General features: G+C 35.1%; 18 protein-coding genes. 16 read left to right on the top strand and 2 right to left on the bottom strand.

What is annotated here, in order from left to right:
* Positions 1-148 precede the first annotated feature (148 nt).
* The 7 genes from mscL (at position 149) to trpD (ending at position 6,957) form a co-directional block, all read left to right on the top strand.
* The gene (gene mscL, locus BLQ66_RS03430) at positions 149-571 is read left to right on the top strand and encodes a large conductance mechanosensitive channel protein MscL (RefSeq protein ID WP_074520923.1); all 423 of its coding nucleotides are present in this window, start codon (positions 149-151) and stop codon (positions 569-571) included.
* A 440-nt stretch (positions 572-1,011) separates the two neighbouring features.
* The gene (locus BLQ66_RS03435) at positions 1,012-2,826 is read left to right on the top strand and encodes a bifunctional homocysteine S-methyltransferase/methylenetetrahydrofolate reductase (RefSeq protein ID WP_074520924.1); all 1,815 of its coding nucleotides are present in this window, start codon (positions 1,012-1,014) and stop codon (positions 2,824-2,826) included.
* 315 nt (positions 2,827-3,141) lie between these two features.
* Positions 3,142-3,321 carry a TBP-associated factor 9 domain-containing protein gene (locus BLQ66_RS03440; protein ID WP_027430445.1) on the top strand — a complete coding sequence of 60 codons (180 nt, stop codon included), beginning with the start codon at positions 3,142-3,144 and terminating at the stop codon, positions 3,319-3,321.
* Between the two features lie 62 nt (positions 3,322-3,383).
* Positions 3,384-3,779, top strand: a complete 396-nt coding sequence (locus tag BLQ66_RS03445) for a hypothetical protein (RefSeq protein WP_074520925.1) — start codon at positions 3,384-3,386, stop codon at positions 3,777-3,779.
* Between the two features lie 84 nt (positions 3,780-3,863).
* Positions 3,864-4,655, top strand: a complete 792-nt coding sequence (gene murI, locus BLQ66_RS03450; protein ID WP_074520926.1) for a glutamate racemase — start codon at positions 3,864-3,866, stop codon at positions 4,653-4,655.
* A 22-nt stretch (positions 4,656-4,677) separates the two neighbouring features.
* Positions 4,678-5,865: a flagellin lysine-N-methylase gene (gene fliB, locus BLQ66_RS03455; protein WP_074520927.1), complete on the top strand. Its 1,188-nt coding sequence runs from the start codon at positions 4,678-4,680 to the stop codon at positions 5,863-5,865.
* An 84-nt stretch (positions 5,866-5,949) separates the two neighbouring features.
* A complete protein-coding gene (gene trpD / locus BLQ66_RS03460) occupies positions 5,950-6,957 on the top strand; it encodes an anthranilate phosphoribosyltransferase (RefSeq protein WP_074520928.1) in 1,008 nt (335 codons plus the stop codon).
* Between the two features lie 128 nt (positions 6,958-7,085).
* On the opposite strand, the gene asnB is transcribed toward trpD, so the two are convergent.
* The gene (gene asnB, locus BLQ66_RS03465; RefSeq protein WP_074520929.1) at positions 7,086-8,927 is read right to left on the bottom strand and encodes an asparagine synthase (glutamine-hydrolyzing); all 1,842 of its coding nucleotides are present in this window, start codon (positions 8,925-8,927) and stop codon (positions 7,086-7,088) included.
* Positions 8,928-9,034: 107 nt separating this feature from the next.
* A complete protein-coding gene (locus BLQ66_RS03470) occupies positions 9,035-10,030 on the bottom strand; it encodes a LacI family DNA-binding transcriptional regulator (RefSeq protein ID WP_074520930.1) in 996 nt (331 codons plus the stop codon).
* A gap of 338 nt (positions 10,031-10,368) precedes the next feature.
* Here BLQ66_RS03470 and BLQ66_RS03475 point away from each other — a divergent pair, with 338 nt between their 5' ends.
* The 9 genes from BLQ66_RS03475 to BLQ66_RS03515 all read left to right on the top strand — a co-directional run bounded on the left by BLQ66_RS03475 (position 10,369) and on the right by BLQ66_RS03515 (position 22,172).
* Positions 10,369-11,760 (top strand): PTS transporter subunit EIIC, encoded by a 1,392-nt coding sequence (locus BLQ66_RS03475; RefSeq protein WP_074520931.1) that lies wholly within the window; start codon positions 10,369-10,371, stop codon positions 11,758-11,760.
* A gap of 80 nt (positions 11,761-11,840) precedes the next feature.
* The gene (locus BLQ66_RS03480) at positions 11,841-13,220 is read left to right on the top strand and encodes a glycoside hydrolase family 32 protein (protein WP_074520932.1); all 1,380 of its coding nucleotides are present in this window, start codon (positions 11,841-11,843) and stop codon (positions 13,218-13,220) included.
* A 57-nt stretch (positions 13,221-13,277) separates the two neighbouring features.
* On the top strand, positions 13,278-14,255 hold the full coding sequence (locus tag BLQ66_RS03485) for a carbohydrate kinase family protein (protein ID WP_074520933.1): 978 nt from the start codon (positions 13,278-13,280) through the stop codon (positions 14,253-14,255).
* Positions 14,256-14,368: 113 nt separating this feature from the next.
* Positions 14,369-15,580 (top strand): NADP-dependent isocitrate dehydrogenase, encoded by a 1,212-nt coding sequence (locus tag BLQ66_RS03490; protein WP_027430453.1) that lies wholly within the window; start codon positions 14,369-14,371, stop codon positions 15,578-15,580.
* 180 nt (positions 15,581-15,760) lie between these two features.
* On the top strand, positions 15,761-16,369 hold the full coding sequence (locus BLQ66_RS03495) for a putative ABC transporter permease (protein WP_074520934.1): 609 nt from the start codon (positions 15,761-15,763) through the stop codon (positions 16,367-16,369).
* Between the two features lie 9 nt (positions 16,370-16,378).
* Positions 16,379-18,187, top strand: coding sequence for a glycerophosphodiester phosphodiesterase family protein (locus BLQ66_RS03500; protein ID WP_074520935.1), 1,809 nt, complete (start codon positions 16,379-16,381; stop codon positions 18,185-18,187).
* Positions 18,188-18,262: 75 nt separating this feature from the next.
* A complete protein-coding gene (gene hflX / locus BLQ66_RS03505; RefSeq protein ID WP_074520936.1) occupies positions 18,263-19,504 on the top strand; it encodes a GTPase HflX in 1,242 nt (413 codons plus the stop codon).
* Positions 19,505-19,506: 2 nt separating this feature from the next.
* Complete coding sequence (locus BLQ66_RS03510; protein ID WP_074520937.1) at positions 19,507-19,995, top strand: dihydrofolate reductase; 489 nt, start codon at positions 19,507-19,509, stop codon at positions 19,993-19,995.
* 209 nt (positions 19,996-20,204) lie between these two features.
* Positions 20,205-22,172, top strand: coding sequence for a zinc ribbon domain-containing protein (locus BLQ66_RS03515; protein ID WP_074520938.1), 1,968 nt, complete (start codon positions 20,205-20,207; stop codon positions 22,170-22,172).
* Positions 22,173-22,419 lie beyond the last annotated feature (247 nt).

Consider the following 22,419-nt stretch of genomic DNA (forward strand, 5'->3'; position numbering starts at 1 on the left):
CAGGACATTAGCAAAGGAGAATTGTCATAAGATTGAATTTTCTATTGCCTATTTTAATGAAATAAACTAAAATAAATTCTAGAAGTATTTTAGAAAGCTTTCTAGAATAATATCAAGAATAAATCTATGAATTTGGGAGGATTATCATATGAAAAAATTCTTTAAAGAATTCAAGGAATTCGCACTTAAGGGAAATGTAATGGATATGGCAGTCGGCGTTATCATTGGTGCTGCATTTGGTAGCATTGTAACAGCCCTTACAACTGATTTCATCAATCCATTAATCAACTCAATTGGTGGTGCTAGCTTTGGTGGTAAGATTCTTTTACCATGGTCTGGAACAGGTGAGAATGCTCAGTATCTTTTATGGGGTGATTTCTTAACTCAGGTTGTTAACTTTATCATTATGGCATTCTGCATCTTCCTTATGGTTAAGGCTGTTAATAAGCTCTCTAGCCTTGGTAAGAAGGAAGAAGTTAAGGACCCAACAGAGAAGGAGTGTCCATACTGCTTTAGTAAGATTTCTGTAAAGGCAACACGTTGCCCACATTGTACATCTGAATTAAAGTAGGATAGTAAGGTAAGCTTAGGAAAATATTAGTAGATAAAAGGGATAGGTAACATATCAAACTTACCTATCCCTTTTTTGATTTACTAGCAAAATAAAAAAGAAGCCAGGCATCAATAGGTCTCCCTCCTATCATCACTAGCTTCTTTTTTATTTTACTTTTTGTTAATAAAAGGCCTCCCAACTTTTCATCAACGTAAACCTATATAATACTGTGTCACGATCTTAATTTATACACAGTCTTGTTTCTTTCTTACAAGAAAATATTAACATAGTATTAAAAATTCTTATTCACTCCAAAAGGGGGGTATTTCTATCAAAATGAATCACTTTTGTACTTATTCCTATACATTAAATTTTTATTAACAAAAATTGAAAGTAATATGTTATACTCAACCACAGTGTTTATCCTTTAAAATCGGGGGTTATTAGATAAGGAATTTATGAATTTAAAAGCTTTTTTAAAAGATAATCGATTAATGATAGATGGCGCTTTTGGTACATATTATAACAATCTTTTTGATACTAATGAATTACCAGAATTTGCCAATATAACTAATAAAGATAGGGTAATTAATATCCATAAGGAATATATAGAGGCTGGTGCTAAGCTTATTAGAACTAACACCTTTGCATGTAATAGCATAAGCCTTGATACAAGTATAGATAGGGTTAAGGACTATATAAGAGCTGCTATTTCTAATGCTAGAACAGCTATTAAATTAGCGATGCAAGAAGCCAATAAGGAAGATGAGCTTAGCGATAGCGATACATTTTTAGCAGCATCCATAGGGCCTATCCCATTTAGTGACTTAATGGATAGAGAGATGCTTACAAAGGAGTATCTTGAGATAGTTTCTGCCTTTATTGAAGAAGGGGTTGAAATCTTTGATTTTGAGACCTTTGATAGCCTAGATTACATAATGGAGGCTATTAAGCTTGCTAGTAAACAGGGTGAGGTTTTAGTAAGTTTTTCCGTTAATCAGTATGGATATAGTAATGCTGGCCTTTCTGCAAGACATTTATTAGAGGATGCCAACAACTGCGACGAGATCTTTGCAACAGGCTTTAATTGCGGGGTTGGACCTAGTCACATGGAGGCAATTATAAAGAAGCTTAGCTATATGATAACTAAGCCACTTATGGCAGTTCCTAATGTGGGTTATCCTTCTAATGTCAGCGGTAGAATGGTTTTCCTTAATCAGAACGTGGATTATTTTAAAGAAAGAATTGATAACTTACTTGACTGTGGCGTTGATATTATTGGAGGCTGTTGTGGTACTAATCCAAAGCATATCAAGGCTATAGCTAAGAACTTCGATTTTAAGGGAAAAGTTCGTAATATTGACAATGAAGTAAAGGAGACAAGAAAAGAAGCAATTACTGATGCAGCCTTTTATAATAAGCCTAATCAGGCTAGTGGTAAGCTAATTGCTGTGGAGCTTGCACCTCCTCTAAATGGAGATGATGAGAAGCTTATTTCTTCGGCTCTTTATTTAAAGAATAAGGGTGTGGATGTGCTTACATTTCCTGATTCACCTTCAGGTAGAACAAGAGCAGATTCCATTCTTGTGGCTAATAAAGTAAATATCGAGACAGGAATGTGCGTTATGCCACACATTTGCTGTAGAGATAAGAATGCAATTGCTATTAGATCTCAGTTACTTGGAGCTTATGTTAATGACATTAAGAATTTCCTTGTAATTACAGGAGATCCCATTCCATCAATTGTTCGTTCAAGCGTAAAGTCAGTATTTAACTTTGATTCTGTGGGTCTTATGAATATCATTAAGGATATGAATTACGACCAGTTTAATCAAAGTCAGATGGTCTTTGGCGGTGCTATTAATCAGGGCAGAAGTAATTTTAAGGTAGAGCTAAATCGCGTCCTTAAAAAGCTTGAGGCCGGCGCTACATTTTTCTTTACACAACCAATATTTAGTAAAGAGGATATTGATAGGCTAAGGACTATAAAAGAGGCTGTGGGAGATAGGGCAAAGATATTAGCGGGGATTATGCCTTTAGTAAGCCTTAAGAATGCTAGCTTTATGAAAAATGAAATGGCAGGAATTAACGTTACTGATGAAATTCTTTCCATGTATCGAGAGGACATGACAAAGGAAGAGGGAGAAGAGGTTGGTATTAAGGTGGCAAAGTCTGTTATAAGTCAGACTAAGGACTTTATTGACGGCTATTATTTTTCATTTCCTTTTAATAGAGTTTATCTTTTGGATAGAATTGTTAGTGATAAGCTTTGACTTTTGATAAAAAGCGACGTAATTGACACATTTTCGGGACTTTATTTATATTTAAGAAAATGTAACAAAGCCAGTATTTACGGGGCTTTGCGCCCTTTGTGCAATTGACTATTAATAGTATATATGTTATAATTAGGCAAATGTGAATCGGATTGATATCTACATTACGATTTAGAATTCTTTCTCCCAAAAGAATTTTAAAAGACAGTTTTAATACCCGGTTAGAAGTGTCTATATAAGATAAGAGAAACAATCTTTGTTTCTTACTTAGTTTGCTTTTATATAGCAAAGTAACAAGTCGGAGGTTTTAAGTATATGAGTATGAAAATGGATGAAACTCAGGTAAAACATTTTATTATTACTGAGAGAAGAAAGGGAACAACCATTGAAGAACTAGTATTTATCCTTCATGATAATGGGGTTCCAGACTATGAAATATCTAATTTCCTTGATTTATCAATTAGATATGTGGAAGATGTTTTGAGTGACGGTTAAAACTTATTTTAATATTTTTATGGGAGGGGTAATATATTTAAGAAAGATAGAGAGGTATTTTGATGGAAGTTTTAAAAATATCTATTACTTCTGAAGAATCAAGAAGTTATCATAATCTATTTGGACGATTAAAGGCACTTAATCTTGTAGACTGGTTAAAGGCTTATATTGTCTCAGTTATTTATGTTGTAATATTAGGAGTGGCTTTTTATGCCTTAGCTAGACAGACAGCACTTTATGTGTGGTTTGTAGTTCCTACAGCATTTAAGCTAGTAGCTTTTTTAGTTCTTTTATTTATAGCAGCTATGCAGCGTTCAGCTAATAAGCAGGTGGCTAATCTTCTTAATAAGTATTTTGTAAGTAACTTACAGGAAGAGATTTTAAGAGGAAAGATAAGACTTAAAAAAGTTAAAGTTGTAAAAGACAAGATACTAGTATATTATAGAAAAGATGAGTAAATCATCATAAATAAATATGACTATTTAAAGTGCGGCGCTTTTTGCCCGCACTTTTTGTACGAATAAGAATTACGAGGCATAAGTATGAAAGTTGGTTTTTTTGATTCTGGTATAGGCGGATTATCCACTCTACATCAAAGTATGAAGGTTTTACCAGAGGTGGACTACTATTTCTACGCGGACACAGATCATGTGCCTTACGGAGAAAAGTCCATTGAAGAGATAAGAAAATTAGTTGATCATGCAGTTGGATTTCTAGTTGATAAGGGTTGTGAAGTTATTGTCCTTGCTTGTAATACAGCTACAACAGCAGCTATAACACCTCTTCGTAATAAGTATAAGATTCCAGTAATTGGAATCGAACCTGCTGTTAAACCGGCAGTTGCCCACTGTAAGGATAAGAGAGTTATGGTTATGGCAACACCAGTTACAGCTAAAGAACCGAAATTAAAGAATCTTATTATGAAATATGATTTGGAGAATAAGGTTGATGTCGTTCCAATGCCAGGTCTTGTTAGACTAGCACAAAACGATGAATTTTCAGGAGATAGACTCCTTAATTATATTCACAAAGCATTAGCAGATTATAATTTAGCTGACTACTCACAATTAGTGCTTGGATGCACACATTTTAATTATTTCAAAGACACATTTGCAAAGGTATTCCCAAATGATATTGAAATGTTAGATGGAAATTTAGGTGTTTCAAATCATCTAAGGGAAACAATTATTAACACAGGTCTTGTAAAGGAAGAAGAACTAGTTGGAAGAGGCAGCGTGGAATACTATTATTCAGACCGTAAGATTGAAGATGGAGAAGAACTAGAACATATCAAGGCTCTTCACCAGAGATTAGAGAGAAATCTTAAGTTATAGATTAGATAAGGGTAAATAAATTATGAAATTAAGGGTTCCATTTTATTATAATGATTTTCATTGCATTACAGATAGATGTAATGATAACTGTTGTGTAGGTGGATGGGAGATAGATATTGACGAGGAAACTTATGACTATTATCAGAGTCTTTCAGGGGAATTAGGTGAGACTATTCGTAATAGCATAGTAACAAGCGAAGATGGAGAGCATATGTTTAAGCTTAATAATGGACATTGCCCATTATTGCTTGACTCAGGGCTTTGTAAGGTCCATGCAGAATTAGGTGAAGAACACTTAGGTGTTGTCTGTTCGCAATTTCCAAGATACAGCGAGTATTTTGGGGAGTATAAAGAATCAGGTATTGGTTTGGCTTGCGAAGAGGCGGCAAGAATTGTTTTATCAGCTAATGAGAAATTTAGCTTAGTTGAAAGCGAGCTAGATGAAGAAGTTGTAGAAGATAGTGAATTTGATAAAGAATATGCCGACATTATTTTTGCGGCACGAGATATCATTTTCAAGATCCTTGAGAAAAAGGAATTGCTTATACACGAGCGTTTAGCGTGCATATTAGAGCTTTCTGATAAGATGCAGGACTTAATTAACGAAGACGATTATGAGGGCCTAAATGACTTAATTTCGAACTATGACCAGTCAGATGTTGAGACTACTCTCATGTCTATTAATCGCGAATACGAGGATGGACGTTTTGATAGTTTATCTGAGACTGAAGGTATAAGAAGTATCATTTATGCTTACGAGGATATGGAAGTTTTAAATGATGAATGGGAAAGGGACATTAAAGACGTGGTATTTAAGTTCCACGAGGCTTTAACTATCGAAGAGTATTATACCTATAATTCGAGATTTTTTGCCCTTATTCAGGAGCGTATGGATGAATATAAGAACCTTTTACAGTATTTTGTCTTTAGATATTTTGCTAAGGCAATTTATGACCATGACGTTTTAAGTAAGGCAAAGATGTTAATTACTAATTTCTTTGTGATTAAAGAGATGGATATGGCTAAATGGATTGATAAGGGTTGGAATTTCACTCATGAAGATCAGTTAGATGTAATTCATGTTTTCTCAAGACAGGTTGAGTATTCAGAGGAGAATATGGAGGTCTTATATGAGGCCTTTATATTTGATGAAATCTTTGAAAAAGATAACCTAATGGGCTTACTTTGGATTGACAGTGTATCTATATAAATATAAAATAGTTCCATATAGTTGTCATACAACATTTGTGTGTTGTAGGCTCACTATATGGGATTTTTTTTATAGGAGGAAGATATGATAAAGGAAGCTATTGCAAAGCTTGTTAAGGGCGAGGATATCCCTGAAGAGCTTATGACAGAAGTTATGGAAGAAATCATGACAGGTGAAGCTACTGATGCGCAGAAAGCCTCATTTTTAACAGCACTTTCAATTAAGGGCGAGACTATTAATGAGATCACAGCAGCGGCGAGAGTTTTAAGAGCTCATTGTGAGAAGTTCTTAAATGACATGGAAGTACTAGAAATTGTTGGTACTGGCGGAGATGGTTCTAATACAATTAATATTTCTACACTTTCATCAATTGTTTCTGCAGCAGCAGGAATTGCAGTTGCAAAGCATGGTAATAGAGCAGCTTCAAGTAAGTGCGGTACAGCTGATGTACTTGAGGCACTTGGAGTTAAGATTGATTGTGCTCCAGCACGTTCAGCGCAGATTTTACATGATATTAACCTATGCTTCTTATTTGCACAGAAGTATCATCCAGCAATGCGTTTTGTTGGTGGCGTTAGAAAGGAAATGGGAATCAGAACTCTATTTAACTTACTAGGCCCTCTTGCTAATCCAGCAGGTGCTACAATGCAGTTATTTGGTGTATATAGCGAAGAGCTTGTTGAACCTCTTGCTCACGTATTACACAACTTAGGCGTTAAGAGAGCTTTAGTAGTTTATGGTATGGATTCCATCGATGAGATTTCTCTTTCAGCTCCTACAAAGGTTTGCGAATTTAAGGGTGATGAGTTTAAGAGCTATGAAATCACACCAGAGCAGTTTGGTATGAAGCGTTGCAAGAAGGAAGAATTAGTAGGTGGTACCCCAGAAGAGAATGCACAGTTCGCCCTTGAAATCTTAAAAGGTGCTAAGGGACCTAAAAGAGATGTTGTATTACTTAATGCAGGTGCAGCAATTTATCTTGCAAAGGATGATATTACAATGGAAGAGGCTATAGCTATTGCAGCAGATATGCTTGATAGTGGTAAGGCTCTTGAGAAGTTAAACCAGTTCATTGAAGAAAGCAATAAATGATTTGATGCTGATTATAAAAAATGCTACGATGGCATAAAGTTTAATCAGGATAATTTAGAAAAAAATTGACCTAAGACTTATTATTTATATAAGTCTTAGGTCTTTTTTATACAAAATTCAATTAGATATTAAGCTGCCATATCTGATACAAAGAAATCGTTGTACCATACAAGGAAAATGTAAATTGTCCAAATCTTTCTTGAGTTATCAGCCTTACCTTCCTTGTGATCATCAAGATACTTAACAAGGTAGTCTGTGTTAAAGAATTCCTTAGCTGCATCGCTTGTGAAGGCTTTCTTAACGATGTTGTAATACTTCTCATCTCTTAACCAGATTCTAATTGGTACTGGGAAGCCAAGCTTCTTCTTTTCAGCAACCATATCTGGTAAGTGCTTGTTAGCTGCATGTCTAAAGGCAACCTTAGTATTCTCCTTAGTAACCTTAAGGTTAGTAGGAAGGTTCTTAGCCACATTCCAAACTTCCTTATCAAGGAATGGAACTCTAACTTCAAGAGAGTTAGCCATACTCATCTTATCTGCCTTAAGTAAGATATCACCAATTAACCAGAAGTTAACATCGATGTACTGCATCTTAGTTACGTCATCTAAGTTCTCAACCTTTTCATAGTAAGGCTTAGTTAAATGTGTATGAGCATACTGGCCTGTTGGAGCCTTTAAAAGCTTATTACGTTCTTCTTCATTAAACATGAAAGCATTACCAATGAATCTTTCTTCAACAGTCTTGCTTGCACGCTGTAAGAAACTCTTTCCCTTAAACTTAAATGGAATAGCCTTAGCCACCTTAGCAAGAGCCTTTCTAACTGGAAGAGGAAGCTTCTGGAAAGCTGCTAAATCCATTGGCTCTTTGTAAATGTTATAACCACCAAAGAATTCATCAGCACCTTCACCTGACATAGCAACCTTAACATGTTCTGCAGCTGTCTTACTTACAAAGTAAAGAGCAATAGCAGCAGGATCAGCTAAAGGCTCGTCCATGTGATACTGAATCTTTGGAATAGCTGACCAATATTCTTCACTTGAAACAAGCTTAGAATAGTTGTCAATCTGTACCTTTTCTGAAAGAGACTTTGCATAATCGATTTCGTTATACTTGTTATAATCAAAACCTACTGTAAATGTCTTGTCTCCGTTAAATGTAGCAGCAACATAGCTTGAATCAACACCACTTGAAAGGAATGAACCAACTTCAACATCTGAAATCTTGTGGTATTCGATAGAATTTGCAACTACATCATCAATTTCCTTAATAGCCTCATCCATAGTCTTTGAAGAATCTGGAGTAAACTCAGGCTCCCAGTACTTTTCAATATTCATTTCTCCATCCTTAAATGTGAAGCAATGACCTGGCATTAACTTAAAGATGCCCTTAAAGAATGTCTCTTCAAGTACTGAGTACTGGAATGTTAAGTAGTTTTCAAGGGCTACAGGATTAACTTCTCTCTTAACTTCAGGATGCTTTAAGATACTCTTAATCTCTGAGCCGTAAACTAAATTGTTGTTCGCAACTGTATAGTAAAAAGGCTTAATACCAAAGTAATCTCTAGCGCCAAATAAAGTCTTATTCTTGCTATCCCAAATAACAAAGGCAAACATACCTCTTAACTTGTTAAGTAAGTCCTTACCGTATTCTTCGTAACCGTGAATTAAAACTTCAGTATCTGCCTTATTTGCAAATGTATGTCCCTTAGCAATTAATTCTTCTCTTAATTCTTTAAAATTATAGATTTCGCCATTGAAAGTGATAACCATTGTTTTATCTTCATTAAACATTGGCTGATCACCGTTATTTAAATCCTGGATTGAAAGACGTCTAAAACCTAGATGAATTGTGCCATCTTCATTGTACTCTCCTGAACTATCAGGACCTCTGTGAATTATAGTATCCATCATTTCTTTTAAAACTGCTTTTTCATTTTTGCATTTTCCAGTAAAACCAGCAATTCCGCACATAAAATGTACCTCCCGTTATTAGAATATAGTTTATACTTTTTTCTTTTGAAAATTGTTTATTTTGTGAACTTTCTAACTATAGCATTATGTAAAAAAGTTATCAATGTTTAGTCGAGTTTTTTTGTAGATTCTCTTTCTACTAAGTTGTATTCAAGCTGAATGCCAAGATTAGGGCTAGTCTTTTCCTTCTTGTTTATCTTGTCTAAAACTAGGCTAGCTGCCTTGATTCCTGCATCTTCATAGAAAAAATGTACTGTGGTAATGGAAGGGTAGGATACAAGGGATAGCTTGCTATCACCAAAACCTGTCACTTCAATATCCTCTGGAACTTTAAGCTTAGTTTCCCTTAAATACTTAATGGCGCCTGCTGCAATTGTATCTGTGGCACACATAATTGCATCAATAGTCTTATCATTACTAATAAGTTCCTTACAAGCCTCATAAGCTGCATCAAAACTAAAAGCTACCTCTTTAATGTTCTTTTTATGGATAGTTTTTCCATTTTCCTTAAAAGCATCTATAAAACCTTTGCGTCTATTAAGGCCTACTGCCACATCTTCAGAAGTTACGGTAATCATTGCGGGATTAGTTGAAGTCTTTGAAAGCTTGCGGCCAAGGCTTAGGGCAGCATGATAATCATCAGAATATATGCAAGAATAGCCCTTAACATTTTGTCCTAAAATAACAATTGGCACCTGATAAGAAGCCAAAGTCTTTATGTGCTCTTTTGTAAAAATTGTACCTAGTAAAATGATTCCATCTACGTGATTCTCCTTAAAAAGGCGAAGATACTTTAACTCCTCACTGGCATTGTTGTTAGTTGAAGCAAGTAAAATCTGATAGTTCTTCTTTGAAAGAACACTAGTAATACCTGAAACCATGCGACCTATTGAATCAGAGTCAATCTTAGGAATAATTACACCGATGTAGTTAGTCTTCTTGCTTCTAAGAGTTTGGGCATAGCTTGAGGGAGTGTAACCAGTCTCTTCAATAATCTGCTTAATCTTGTCTCTCTTATCTTGACTAACATAACCATCATTAAGATATCTAGAAATAGTGGCGCGAGATACGCCAGCTAGCTTTGCAATTTCATTTATTGTCATAATACCCTCCCCAAAAATTGGCTATTAATTGAGTTCTATAAATGTATAAGTTTATAGAAACAATAGATAAAGTATACCATAATCTGTTAAAATAAAAGTATTAGTTAGTTCGTTTTATTTAGAAGTTAATGATTTTGTTAAAAATGCACAAAGAAACCACGAATTAATTGTGAGAACTATGCATTTACAACAAAAGCATCAGTAACTATAATTGCATTATAAGACATGAGAACGTTCTCACACAATGGGATGTAGTAAATATAACGTTTTTATGTTTTAAAAAATGTAAAAACGTGAGATTGTTCTCATAATGATTTTTAGTGTTATGGAGGTAAGCTATGGATTATTCAAAGGCAGCTAAACAGGTGCTTGACGGCGTTGGTGGAGCAAATAACGTCGTATCTGCTGCACATTGTGCAACAAGACTTCGTCTAGTAATTGCTGATAACAGCAAGCTAGACAAGAAAAAGATTGAGGATGCTGAAGGAGTTAAGGGTTGTTTTGAGGCCCAGGGTCAGCTTCAGGTTATTTTTGGAACAGGTATTGTAAATGATGTTTACGATGAGTTCATTAAGTTGTCAGGAACTAAGGCTAGTTCTAAGGAAGAGGTAAAAGAGGCCGCAGCTAAGAAACAGAACATTTTCCTAAGAGCTATTAAGACTTTAGGTGACATCTTCGTTCCTATTATTCCAGCAATCGTAGCAAGTGGTTTATTAAACGGTTTACTTGGAGGTCTATCAAGTGCTTTCCCAGAAATCGCTAACTCAGATTTCTATGCAATTATTAACCTTTTTGCAGGGGCTGCTCTTAGTATGTTACCTATTCTTATTGCAGTTAGTGCAGCTAAGAAGTTTGGATGTAACGAATTCCTTGCAGCCGTTATTGGATTTATCATGATTCATCCAAACTTAACTAATGCTTGGTCAGTAGCTAGTATTGAGTCAGCTGGTGGAACAATTGATAAATGGTCTGTTTGGTTTGGTCTTTTTGATGTAAATCAGGTAGGTTATCAGGGACACGTAATTCCAGTAATCATTGCAATTTTAATTATGTCTGTTATTGAGAAGAAGTTACATAAGATTGTACCAGCAATGCTTGATTTATTTGTAACTCCACTTGTAACAGTTTTAGTAACAGGTTATTTAACACTTACAATTATTGGACCTATCTTCTCAACAGTAGAAGGTTGGGTATTAACAGGTGCTCAGACACTTATCGGCCTTCCATTTGGTATAGGCGGAATCTTAATTGGCGGTCTTTATGCAATCACAGTAGTTGCAGGTCTTCATCATATGTACAACATGATTGAAGCTGAGATGTGTTCTCTAGCAACTCCAATGAATACTTGGATGCCAATTGCTACAGCTGCTAACGTAGGTCAGGGTGCAGCAGCACTTGCTGTAGGTATTAAGTCAAAGAATAAGAAGATTAAGTCAATGGCTATGCCAGCTTCCTTCTCAGCTTTCCTTGGTATTACTGAACCAGCCATCTTTGGTGTTAATGTTAGATTTATGAAGCCATTTGTTGCAGGTTGTATTGGTGGTGCTGCAGGTGGATTTGTAGCAGCTATATCAGGAATTTATGCTAGTGCATACGGAATCACAGGTCTATTTGGTTTCCTTATTACAACTAAGTTTGTAGTAGGCTATGCCTTAGTAATGCTTGTTTCCTTTGTAGTTTCTTTCATCTGCTCATGGATTTTATATAAGGATCCAGTAGAGGAAAACTAATATATATCATACTTACAAAAGGGGCTAATTTAAGAAAAGTTAGCCCCTTAAATTTTAGTTTAAACGGAGGATAAGAAAATATGTATAAACACAAATATCATATAATGCCGCCAAAAGGCTGGTTAAACGACCCTAATGGCAGCTGCTATTATAAGGGCTTATATCACATTTTCTTTCAGTATAGTAAAGATGATGTTAATGGCGGACTTAAAACTTGGGGCCACTACACTTCAAAGAACCTGGTGGATTTTGAATTTAAGGGAGAGGCAGTTTTCCCTGATTCAGAATGGGATAAGGACGGGGCTTATTCAGGCACTGCCTTTATAGATGCTGGCACTTTAGAGCTTTTTTATACTGGAAATGTAAAGCATCCGGGTAACTACGATTACATAAACGAGGGCAGAGGCCACAATGTCTTATTTTTACAATCAGAGGATGGAATGCATTTTAATAATAAGACCTGTCTTTTAACTAATGCTGACTATCCGGATAATATGAGTTGTCATGTTAGGGACCCTAAGATTTTTTATGAAAATGGACTCTACTATATGTTACTGGGTGCAAGAACGAGAGATAGTAAGGCTGCCTTTCTTTTATATGAATCTGCGGATAGAAAAAAATGGACATTGAATAAGTCTTTAATCTTAGATAATGACTTTGGATATATGTGGGAATGTCCTGACTTTTTTGAATTAAATGGACATAAAGTACTATCCTTTTGTCCACAAGGTTTGGAGTCTAGTTTGGATAGATTTGCAAATGTATATCAGTCAGGATATATAATGAAAGATTTGAATAAATTAGACATCGTAAATAGAAATTGCGACGAACTTAAATCAGAAATAAAGTTGGAAGACTTTGTGGAATGGGATTTAGGCTTTGATTTTTATGCTCCTCAGACCTTTAAGGGAGAGGATGGAAACATTTACTTAATTGGCTGGGCAGGAGTACCAGATGCCCCTTATGGAAATGCACCTTCAATAGCGGAAGGTTGGCAGCATTCTATGACTTTAGTTAGACGTTTAAGTTTTAAGAATAATAAGATTTATCAGGAGCCTGTAATTGGTGATATACAGGATAAGTTTGAAGAAATAAAGGTAACTAAATTAGAAAATAATGAAAGCTTAGTAAAGACTAATCTTTATGCAAATATTGAGATAGAAGCGGATAAGGATTTATCTGTGGAATTTAACAAAGACCTTAAAATCTCTTATAATAGTGAGGCTAAGGAACTTCTTATGGAATATTTTAATGATACGGGAGATGGTAGAGATAAAAGAAAGGCGAAACTAGATAGCCTTGAGAATCTATCAATCTTTATGGATGGCTGTATCCTTGAAGTATATGCAAATTCAGGGGAAGTGGTTATGACTACAAGATATTATCCTTTAAAGAAGGAAATTGATATTAAAATTATTAATGAAAAAAATGTATGTGCTAGAGCTTATAAAGAGAATTAATTATTATAAGAATCTGGCAAGGATTAATTAAAAGAAAATGTGAAAGTGAGATTAAAAATGAAGAAATTACTTGCAATTGGTGAAGCCCTTATAGATTTTATTCCGGGAGATGTGGGAAAGGCTATTAGTGAAGTTAGCTCTTTTAACCCTAAGGTAGGTGGCGCACCTGCTAATGTGTGTGGCTGCTTTAAAAAGCTTGGTGGAGAATCAGCAATGATTACTCAGGTAGGCGATGATGCCTTTGGAGATAAGATTGTAAATGAGCTTGCTAGCTTTGGTATTGATACAAGCACAATTAAGAGAACTAACAAAGCTACAACTTCTCTAGCTTTCGTTGCCCTAAAGGAAGATGGCAATAGAGAGTTTGCCTTCTTTAGAAAGCCGGGAGCAGATATGCTCTATGAGGCAGACTATTTAGAAGAGGAAGTTTTTAAGGATAATTTTGGCCTACATTTTTGTTCCGTAGACCTTGGAAATTTCCCAATGAAGGAAGCTCACAAAAAGGCTATAAAGCTTGCAAGAGACAATGGGGGCCTTATTAGCTTTGATCCTAATTTGAGATTTAACCTTTGGGATAGTAAGGAAGAACTATATAAGGCGGTTTGGGAGTTTATTCCTGAGGCGGATATTTTAAAAATTTCTGATGAAGAGATTGACTTTATTGCAGGTACAGACAGTATTGAAGAGGCTCTTCCAAAGCTTATGCAGGGGAATGTAAAACTTGTGATTTACACAACAGGTTCAAAGGGAGCTTACGCATTTTCAAAGGAACACAAGGCCTTTAGTAAGGCAACAAGCCACAAGGCAGCTGATACAACTGGGGCAGGAGATGGTTTTATTGGCGCCTTCCTTAATAGACTTGCTATGGATAATGTCAAAAGAGAGGACTTAGAAAGTCTAGATTCTAGCCGCCTTCAGGCTTATCTTGATTTTGCAAATGTATGCTGCGGCCTTAGTGTTACAAGAAAGGGCGCAATAGCTTCATATCCAACTGAGGCAGAAATTCTAGAAGAGATGAAAAACTACAAAAATTAAAGCTATCAACTCCTATCTTTTATTTACAAAAAAAGCTACATAATTTATAATAAACAAGAATTTTTATTGATTAAGAATTTGGGTCTGACAATAAAAGCTAGGAGGAAGAGTAAATGAGCAAGATTAAAATGACAACTCCATTAGTTGAAATGGATGGAGATGAGATGACAAGAGTTTTATGGAAGTTGATTAAGGATGAGTTACTTAACCCTTTCGTAGAGCTAAATACAGAGTACTATGATTTAGGATTAGTTCATCGTAATGAAACTAACGATCAGGTTACAGTAGATTCAGCAGAGGCAACTAAGAGATTAGGTGTTGCTGTTAAATGTGCTACAATCACTCCTAACGCAGCCAGAGTTAAGGAATACGACCTTAAGGAGATGTATAAGAGTCCTAATGGTACAATTAGAGCTATGCTTGATGGTACTGTTTTTAGAGCTCCTATTATTGTAAAGGGCATTGAGCCATACGTTAAGAACTGGAAGAAGCCTATTACAATTGCTAGACATGCTTATGGTGATGTTTACAGAGCTTCAGAGATGAAGGTGGCTGGCCCTGGTAAGGCAGAGCTTGTATTTACTGATGAGCAGGGTAATGAGCAGAGAGAATTAATTCATAACTTTAAGAGCGCAGGAATCCTTCAGGGTATGCACAATATTGAAGACTCAATTGAAAGTTTTGCTAGAAGTTGCTTTAACTACGCACTTGATACAAAGCAGGATTTATGGTTTGCAACAAAGGATACAATTTCTAAGAAGTATGACCATACATTTAAGGATATTTTCCAGGATATTTATGATAAGGAATATGCTGATAAGTTTAAGGCAGCAGGAATCGAATATTTCTACACACTTATTGATGATGCTGTAGCAAGAGTTATTCGTTCTGAAGGCGGTTATATCTGGGCATGTAAAAACTACGATGGTGATGTTATGTCAGATATGGTTGCAACTGCATTTGGTTCATTATCAATGATGACAAGCGTACTTGCTTCACCTCATGGTTACTATGAATATGAAGCAGCACACGGAACAGTTCAGAGACATTATTATAAGCACCTTAAGGGTGAGGAAACATCCACAAATCCTATTGCAACAATCTTTGCTTGGAGCGGCGCTCTAAGAAAGAGAGGCGAGTTAGATAACTTAGCTGATCTTTGTGATTTCGCTGATAAGCTTGAGAAGGCTTGTATTAAGACAGTTGAAGATGGAAAGATGACAAAGGATTTAGCTTTAATTACAACTAATCCTAATCCAACAACACTTAATACACAGGACTTCATTTCTGCTGTAAGAGAGACACTTGAAGGTCTTTTAGCTTAAGATTATTTTGCAGGGTATAGGAAAATGAATTGCTATACCCTGTTTTATTGCGATTCTAGGGCAAGTATTGTAATATTTATATAGAAGTAATATAATTTACTTTTGGTATAAATTACGAAGTTTTCATGATAAAATTCATATTATACATTAGATAAAATCGAGGGAAATTAAGGAGAGAGTATGATTCATTCAATTTTAAACTTTACATTTAGAGGCATGGACATTAATCAGTTAGTGATTTGGTTTTTTATTTACAGTTTCCTTGGCTGGTGCATGGAATGCGTAGTTATTAGACACCAATTAGGATATTGGGAGAATAGAGGCTTTGCAAAGTCTCCATTCTGTATTATCTATGGTTTCGGTTTATTCTTTGCATTTATTTTATTTAGACCAATTGAGCATAATTTCTTTGCACTTTATATTGCAGGAGCAATTTGTGCAACTGCCTTTGAGTTCTTAACAGCACAGGTTATGTTAAAGTTATTTGGCGAAGTTTGGTGGAATTATGATCATTTAAGATTTAACTATAAAGGTATTATTTGTCTACAATCAACTATTGGATGGGGCTTTGTAGCTGTATTTGTGTTTGGTGCAGTTAATAGACTTGTTCAGAATATTGTTTTCTCCATCAACCATAAGGTGGCAGTGGCAATATCAATTCTTTTAATTGTAGTTTACCTTGTAGATTTTACATACCATTTTTCAATGAGAATAATTCAAAATGAATCAATGAAAGAATTCAATTCAAAAGCACGAAACACAGTGAAAGAATTTTTTAGAATAGGTTAGTATTGAAATATGATTGAAGGCATAAAAGAAAATTGGGGATTATTTAAAAGAAGCGGTAGAAACATAATAAAATTTGAGCTAGCATACAAATTAGCTGCAATAGCCATTACAGTACCTTTGTTGGTTTTAATCTTAAATCTAGGGATGAAGATTGCCAACATTAGATATTTAACTAATGGCTATATAATTAAGGCGCTGACTAACCCTTTTGTTATTATGCTTATTATTCTTGCAATATGCTTAATAGTTACATATTGTATCTTTGAAATGTCGTATTTAGTAGTAGCATTTGAAACAAGTAGAAGAGGATATGAGGCTTCAGTTAAGGATTGCTTATACAATTCTTATAAGAGATTAAAGAACAACTTTAAGCTAAAGCACTTTCCTCTTTTCTTTGTTTATTTGTTAGCTATTAGTTTTGTCAATGTAGTAGTCTTTATCAATATGATTTTTACTGAGACTAATTCTACATTATTTAAGATTTATGTCATTAATAATAAGTGGTGGGTAAAGCTAATTATTGTCTTGGTTTTACTAGCAATTTATGCATTAATAATATCAGGTATCTTCACAGCTAATATCCATATATTAGAAGAAAAGAAGTTTTCAACTAGTTACAAATTAAGTTGCAAGATAGTAAGAAAGCATATTTTCAAGGTTTTGGCAAATGTATTAGTCTATAACCTTTTAGTAGCTCTTGCTTTGTTATTAATTTATATTGTAATTACATTTGTTCTAGTATTAGGCGTTAAGATATTAGATATGGCTTATCTTGGTAGTACCATGTATTTATCAGTATTAAGAACCATCAAGGTTATATTTAATGTTTTATGGATGCTAATTTCCATTCCAGCTTCCTTTACTATGATTTCTAACATGTATTATAGTTTTGTGGATTCTGATTATATTAATTTTGACTACGTGGATATTGAAGAAGGTTCTGATAGAAAGAATGAACTTATCTATCGAATTATTCTTGCTAGTTCAACAATACTTTGCATTCTCTATGTGGCATTGTCCTTTAATGATAATCCATTTGAGAGGGTGGCTATTTTCCATGAAACACAGGTTACTGCCCACAGAGGGGACTCTAATAAGGCACCGGAGAATACGCTATCCGCCTTTTCGGCAGCTATTGATGACATGGCGGATTGTATCGAGCTAGATATTCAGATGACAAGTGACGGAGTCCTTGTGGTAATGCATGATAGCTCTCTTTATAGGACAACTGGTCTTAATAAAAATGTTAGCGAGGTAACCTACGAAGAAATCCAACAGCTAGATGCTGGCTCCTGGTTTTCTGAGGAATTTGCAGGAGAGAAGGTACCAACTCTAGAAGAGGTATTGCAGTTAGTTCAAGGAAAGATTGATCTTAATATTGAAATTAAGACTAATAATACAAGATATGAGATAGCACAGCAGTTAGTAGAATTACTTGAAAAATATAACATGGTCAATCGAAGTGTTGTAACTTCCTTTGATTATGCTTCTCTTCAGGCAGTTAAGTCCTTTAATGAAGATGTGCAGGTAGGTTATATTCTTTCTATGGCCTATGGGGATTTCTACAATATGGATGATGTGGATTTCTTTAGTGTAAATGCATCTTTCCTTTCAAAGAGAACAGTGGATGCTATTCATAATTCAGGTAAGATGGTTTATGCTTGGACAGTTAATTCAAGCTCTTCTGTAGTTAACTTAACTAACAAGGGCGTTGACTGCATTATTACAGATGATCCTGTAATGGCTAAGGAAGCGGTATATTCAAGAGATACCTCGGATACCATTTTAAGTATGATAAAGTATGTATTTAATTCTTAGCAAAATTAAGATTTGATACATTTTCATAAAAAAGTCTTGTAAGAGACTTTAATAATAATAGAATTGAGGTTTTGTATGGCTTTATATGATACAGACGAAGAAATTGAAAGAGTTATATTAGTGGGGGTTGAGCTAAATCCTAAGGATGATGTAGAGATGTCCTTAAATGAGTTATCAGAACTTGCAAAGACTGCAGGGGCTGTGACAGTGGGAAAGATGATTCAGCCAAGAGATTATTTCCATCCAGCTACTTATATAGGTAAGGGAAAGCTTGATGAGCTTAGAGCTTACATTGCAGAGACAGATGCAACGGGCATTATTTGTGATGATGAGCTAAGTCCAGCCCAGCTTCGTAATCTAGAAGATGAGTTAAACACTAAGGTTATGGATAGAACTATGGTTATCCTAGATATATTTGCAAGCCGCGCCACAACTAGTGAAGGTAAGATTCAGGTGGAGATGGCACAGCTTAAGTATCGTTCAACTCGTCTTTCAGGCCTAGGTACATCCCTATCAAGACTTGGTGGCGGTATCGGTACAAGAGGCCCTGGTGAGAAGAAGATTGAGACAGATAGACGACTTATTAGAGATAGAATTACTAAGTTATCAAGGGATTTAGATGAGATTAAGTCCCATAGAGAGGTGCAAAGAAGTAAGAGAGATAATACCTCAACTCCTGTGGCTGCTATTGTTGGCTACACAAACGCAGGTAAATCAACACTTCTTAATAAGCTTACTAAGGCAAATGTATTGTCGGAGGATAAGCTTTTTGCAACCCTTGATCCAACAACAAGAGAACTAGAACTTCTAAATAAAGAGAAGGTCCTTCTTACAGATACAGTTGGATTTATTAGAAAGCTTCCACATCATTTAATAGAAGCTTTTAGAAGTACACTTGAAGAAGCAAAATATGCAGACATAATCGTGCATGTAGTGGACGCTTCTAATGAAGATTATGAAAGACATATGCAAACTGTTTATGAGACTCTAGAGGAATTAGAGGTTAAAGATAAGAAGATTATCACTCTTATTAATAAGGTGGATAAATTTGAAGAGGCCCCTGTTATTAAGGATGTTAAGGCTAATTATTGCATAAATTATTCTAATAAGGCTGGAATCGGTGAAGAAGAATTCCTAAAGGCCTTAGAAGAGATAATTATGGAATCTAGAGTTTATATCGAGAGAACATTTGCATATTCAGAAGCTGGCAAGATACAGCAAATTAGAGAGTTTGGACAGCTCCTTGAAGAAGAATATGTTCAAGACGGTATAAAGGTTAAGGCATATGTCCCAAGAGAAATTGAAGGGAGATTATAGATATGAACTTAATTGCAGCAGTAGATAATAACTGGGCTATTGGCAAGAATGGAAGATTGCTTGTAAGTATTCCAGAGGATATGAAACTATTTAGAGAAGAGACTACAGGTAAGGTTGTGGTTATGGGGCGTAAAACTTTTGATAGTCTACCTAATAACTCAGCCCTTATTAATAGAACAAACATCGTTATTACAAGGGATAAGAACTTTAAGAATAAGGATTGCATCGTGGTGCATAGCCTTGAAGAACTTCTTGAAGAGCTTAAGAAATACGATAGTAAGGATGTCTATATTATTGGGGGTGGCATGCTTTATAAGGAGATGTTAGCTTACTGTGATACTGCACATATTACAAAAATCGACTATGAATATGAGGCAGATACACATTTTCCTAATTTAGACAAGGATCCTGAATGGAAAATCACAGCTAATAGCGAAGAACATACATTTTTTGACATTTGTTATGAATTTATACAATATCAAAGAGTATAGATAAACACTATAAGAGGCAATAAACGTGCGAAATCGTATACGTTTACTGCCTCTTTTATATATAAAGTATGGTTGAAATGATATCAATAATTTGATAATATAAACAACGTGATAAAGATTAGACAAAGTCATATCACTAAAGAAAGGAAACTGATTAATAATATACAAGTTTCCTGAAAGAAAAAATATGTTTAAAAGGGAGAGATTTTATGTTTTGTACAAAATGCGGTTTTAACGCAGGCGACACAAAGTTTTGTCCTAAATGTGGAGCTCCACTAGGTCAGAACAAGTCCGCAACAACAGAAAACACACCTGTTACAGAAGAAGTAACAAACACTCCAGTTTCGGAGAATGCAACTAACGTAGAGGCAAACACATTTAACGACGGTTTTAATCAGAATGCTAATACAAACACTACAGAGGCTAATAACGGCTTTACACAGCCACAGGCTTTCGGTCAGCCACAGGCATTTGGTCAGCAGCCAAACGGCGGTTTTGATCAGGCTCAGTATGGTACTGTAAACCAGGCACCTAAGGCTAAGAAGAAGTGGCCTAAGGTAGTTGCTATTGTAGTTGCAGTAGTTGCAGCATTAGCAGTAATTGGTTATTTTGCATATCCATTTATTTATAGCTTAGTTTCACCTAAGGCAAAGGCTGAGGCAGCTCTTAAGAACTTAGGTAAGAACGTTGATTCTTATGTTGATGATGTACTTGAGAATGGTCTTACATCAACAGATACACAGGTAGCTAATGAAACATCAGTTACACTTAATGCATTAAAGTTTAACGACGAAGACTATTTAGAATACCTTAACGCTAAGACAGTTAAGTGGGATATTCAGTCAGATGTTGAGAATGGCGAAATGTCAGGTGATATCGCAATTGTTAATGAAGATGGCGATGCAGTAGTTACTATTGAAATGTACTCAGATGGAAGCTATGTATACTTTAGCTGTCCAGAATTATTTGAAGAGTCATTTAAGGTAGACGTTGATTCAGTTTACTCTTCATATTCATCATACTCAGCAATGCTTGGTTCACTTTCTTCATCAGGTTCACTTGATTTAGAGCAGGTTGAACAGTACTCAGATGAAATTAAGGCAGTAGTTGGAGATGTATTAAAGGGTTATAACGTATTTGTTGAAAACCTTGAATACAAGAAGGTAGATAATAAGACATTTAAGTCTGAAAATGGTGACATTAAGGTTACAGAATACGAAGTTACAGTAACTAAGGATGCTTTAGTTAAGGGCTTCAATGCTGCAGTAGATGCTTTATATAGTGATAAGGAAATTTCTTCTTACATGTCACTTTTAACATCATTCTCAGGTAGCTCAAAGGATTCTATTAAGTCAAGCTTTGAATCAGAACTTTCAAGCTTTAGCCCAGTATCCTTTAACATGTATGTAAACAGCAAGAAGGAAATTGTAAGACTTTCAATTACAGGTGAAGGTAAGGACGGCGAAATCTTTGCTGAATTCATTGGTAAGAAGGATACAACAGATTACATCCATGTAGGCTTTAACTATGAATCAGAAGTAATTGATTTAGTAGTTAAGGAAGATGGTGACTCACACGATATCAACCTTAAGTTCCAGGCAGACGAACTTGATTTAACAGTCGCTTCTAAGTTTACTAAGGACGGAGATAAGAAGGTAACACTTGATAACTTCAGCATCGTTGGTACAGCTGATGATCAGAGCCTTGATATTGAATTATCAGGCCAGTCAGAAATCAAGGAGTACTCAGGTCTTAAGTATAAGAAGTCTGACTTCTCAGGCGCTTCTAATATTGAATACTTAACATCAAGTGAAGAACAGACACTTGCTCTTGAAGTATTAAGCAATATTGATGTATTAAAGAAGGTTATTTCAGAAGACCTTATTGATGAATTATTTGGTTCAGCAATTTCAACATCAACTGGAACAAGCTATACAGGTACATATACAGCAGCTGATTATGGTATTTCACTTCAGATCAATGCTGATGGTACTGGTGTATTAACATCAGATGGATCATCAATTGATGTAACTGTTACAATTTCTGATGGCACAATCGTTGTTGCTAATGCATCTGATTCAACAGATTACATTTCATATGCTGTTACATTTACAGATACAACAATGACATGGACTGATTCAACAGGTAGCTCAATTGCATTTACAAAGGGTGTTTAATCAGTAAAATCTAAGATTAAATAAAAAATAATTTTTTAAAAATATCATCGATTTTGATTGAAATTAAAAACAATCAAAATCGGTGATTATTTTTTTATCTAGACTTTTAGTCCTTTACTTGAGGAAAGCTAGTATATAAGCTATTTTTGTAAGAAAAAGACATGCTTTTTACATATGTTACATTATGATTGATATATGTATTTGATAACTCAACTTTCATTTGTGAAAAATCAACGAACTACTTGAC

This window comes from Lachnospira pectinoschiza (genome assembly GCF_900103815.1).
Lineage (GTDB): Bacteria > Bacillota > Clostridia > Lachnospirales > Lachnospiraceae > Lachnospira > Lachnospira pectinoschiza_B.

Bases quoted from the DNA above. Each gene is read 5' to 3' on its own strand.
- mscL (WP_074520923.1), top strand. From the start codon at position 149: ATGAAAAAATTCTTTAAAGAATTCAAGGAATTCGCACTTAAGGGAAAT.
- BLQ66_RS03435 (WP_074520924.1), top strand. From the start codon at position 1,012: ATGAATTTAAAAGCTTTTTTAAAAGATAATCGATTAATGATAGATGGC.
- BLQ66_RS03440 (WP_027430445.1), top strand. From the start codon at position 3,142: ATGAGTATGAAAATGGATGAAACTCAGGTAAAACATTTTATTATTACT.
- BLQ66_RS03445 (WP_074520925.1), top strand. From the start codon at position 3,384: ATGGAAGTTTTAAAAATATCTATTACTTCTGAAGAATCAAGAAGTTAT.
- murI (WP_074520926.1), top strand. From the start codon at position 3,864: ATGAAAGTTGGTTTTTTTGATTCTGGTATAGGCGGATTATCCACTCTA.
- fliB (WP_074520927.1), top strand. From the start codon at position 4,678: ATGAAATTAAGGGTTCCATTTTATTATAATGATTTTCATTGCATTACA.
- trpD (WP_074520928.1), top strand. From the start codon at position 5,950: ATGATAAAGGAAGCTATTGCAAAGCTTGTTAAGGGCGAGGATATCCCT.
- asnB (WP_074520929.1), bottom strand. From the start codon at position 8,927: ATGTGCGGAATTGCTGGTTTTACTGGAAAATGCAAAAATGAAAAAGCA.
- BLQ66_RS03470 (WP_074520930.1), bottom strand. From the start codon at position 10,030: ATGACAATAAATGAAATTGCAAAGCTAGCTGGCGTATCTCGCGCCACT.
- BLQ66_RS03475 (WP_074520931.1), top strand. From the start codon at position 10,369: ATGGATTATTCAAAGGCAGCTAAACAGGTGCTTGACGGCGTTGGTGGA.
- BLQ66_RS03480 (WP_074520932.1), top strand. From the start codon at position 11,841: ATGTATAAACACAAATATCATATAATGCCGCCAAAAGGCTGGTTAAAC.
- BLQ66_RS03485 (WP_074520933.1), top strand. From the start codon at position 13,278: ATGAAGAAATTACTTGCAATTGGTGAAGCCCTTATAGATTTTATTCCG.
- BLQ66_RS03490 (WP_027430453.1), top strand. From the start codon at position 14,369: ATGAGCAAGATTAAAATGACAACTCCATTAGTTGAAATGGATGGAGAT.
- BLQ66_RS03495 (WP_074520934.1), top strand. From the start codon at position 15,761: ATGATTCATTCAATTTTAAACTTTACATTTAGAGGCATGGACATTAAT.
- BLQ66_RS03500 (WP_074520935.1), top strand. From the start codon at position 16,379: ATGATTGAAGGCATAAAAGAAAATTGGGGATTATTTAAAAGAAGCGGT.
- hflX (WP_074520936.1), top strand. From the start codon at position 18,263: ATGGCTTTATATGATACAGACGAAGAAATTGAAAGAGTTATATTAGTG.
- BLQ66_RS03510 (WP_074520937.1), top strand. From the start codon at position 19,507: ATGAACTTAATTGCAGCAGTAGATAATAACTGGGCTATTGGCAAGAAT.
- BLQ66_RS03515 (WP_074520938.1), top strand. From the start codon at position 20,205: ATGTTTTGTACAAAATGCGGTTTTAACGCAGGCGACACAAAGTTTTGT.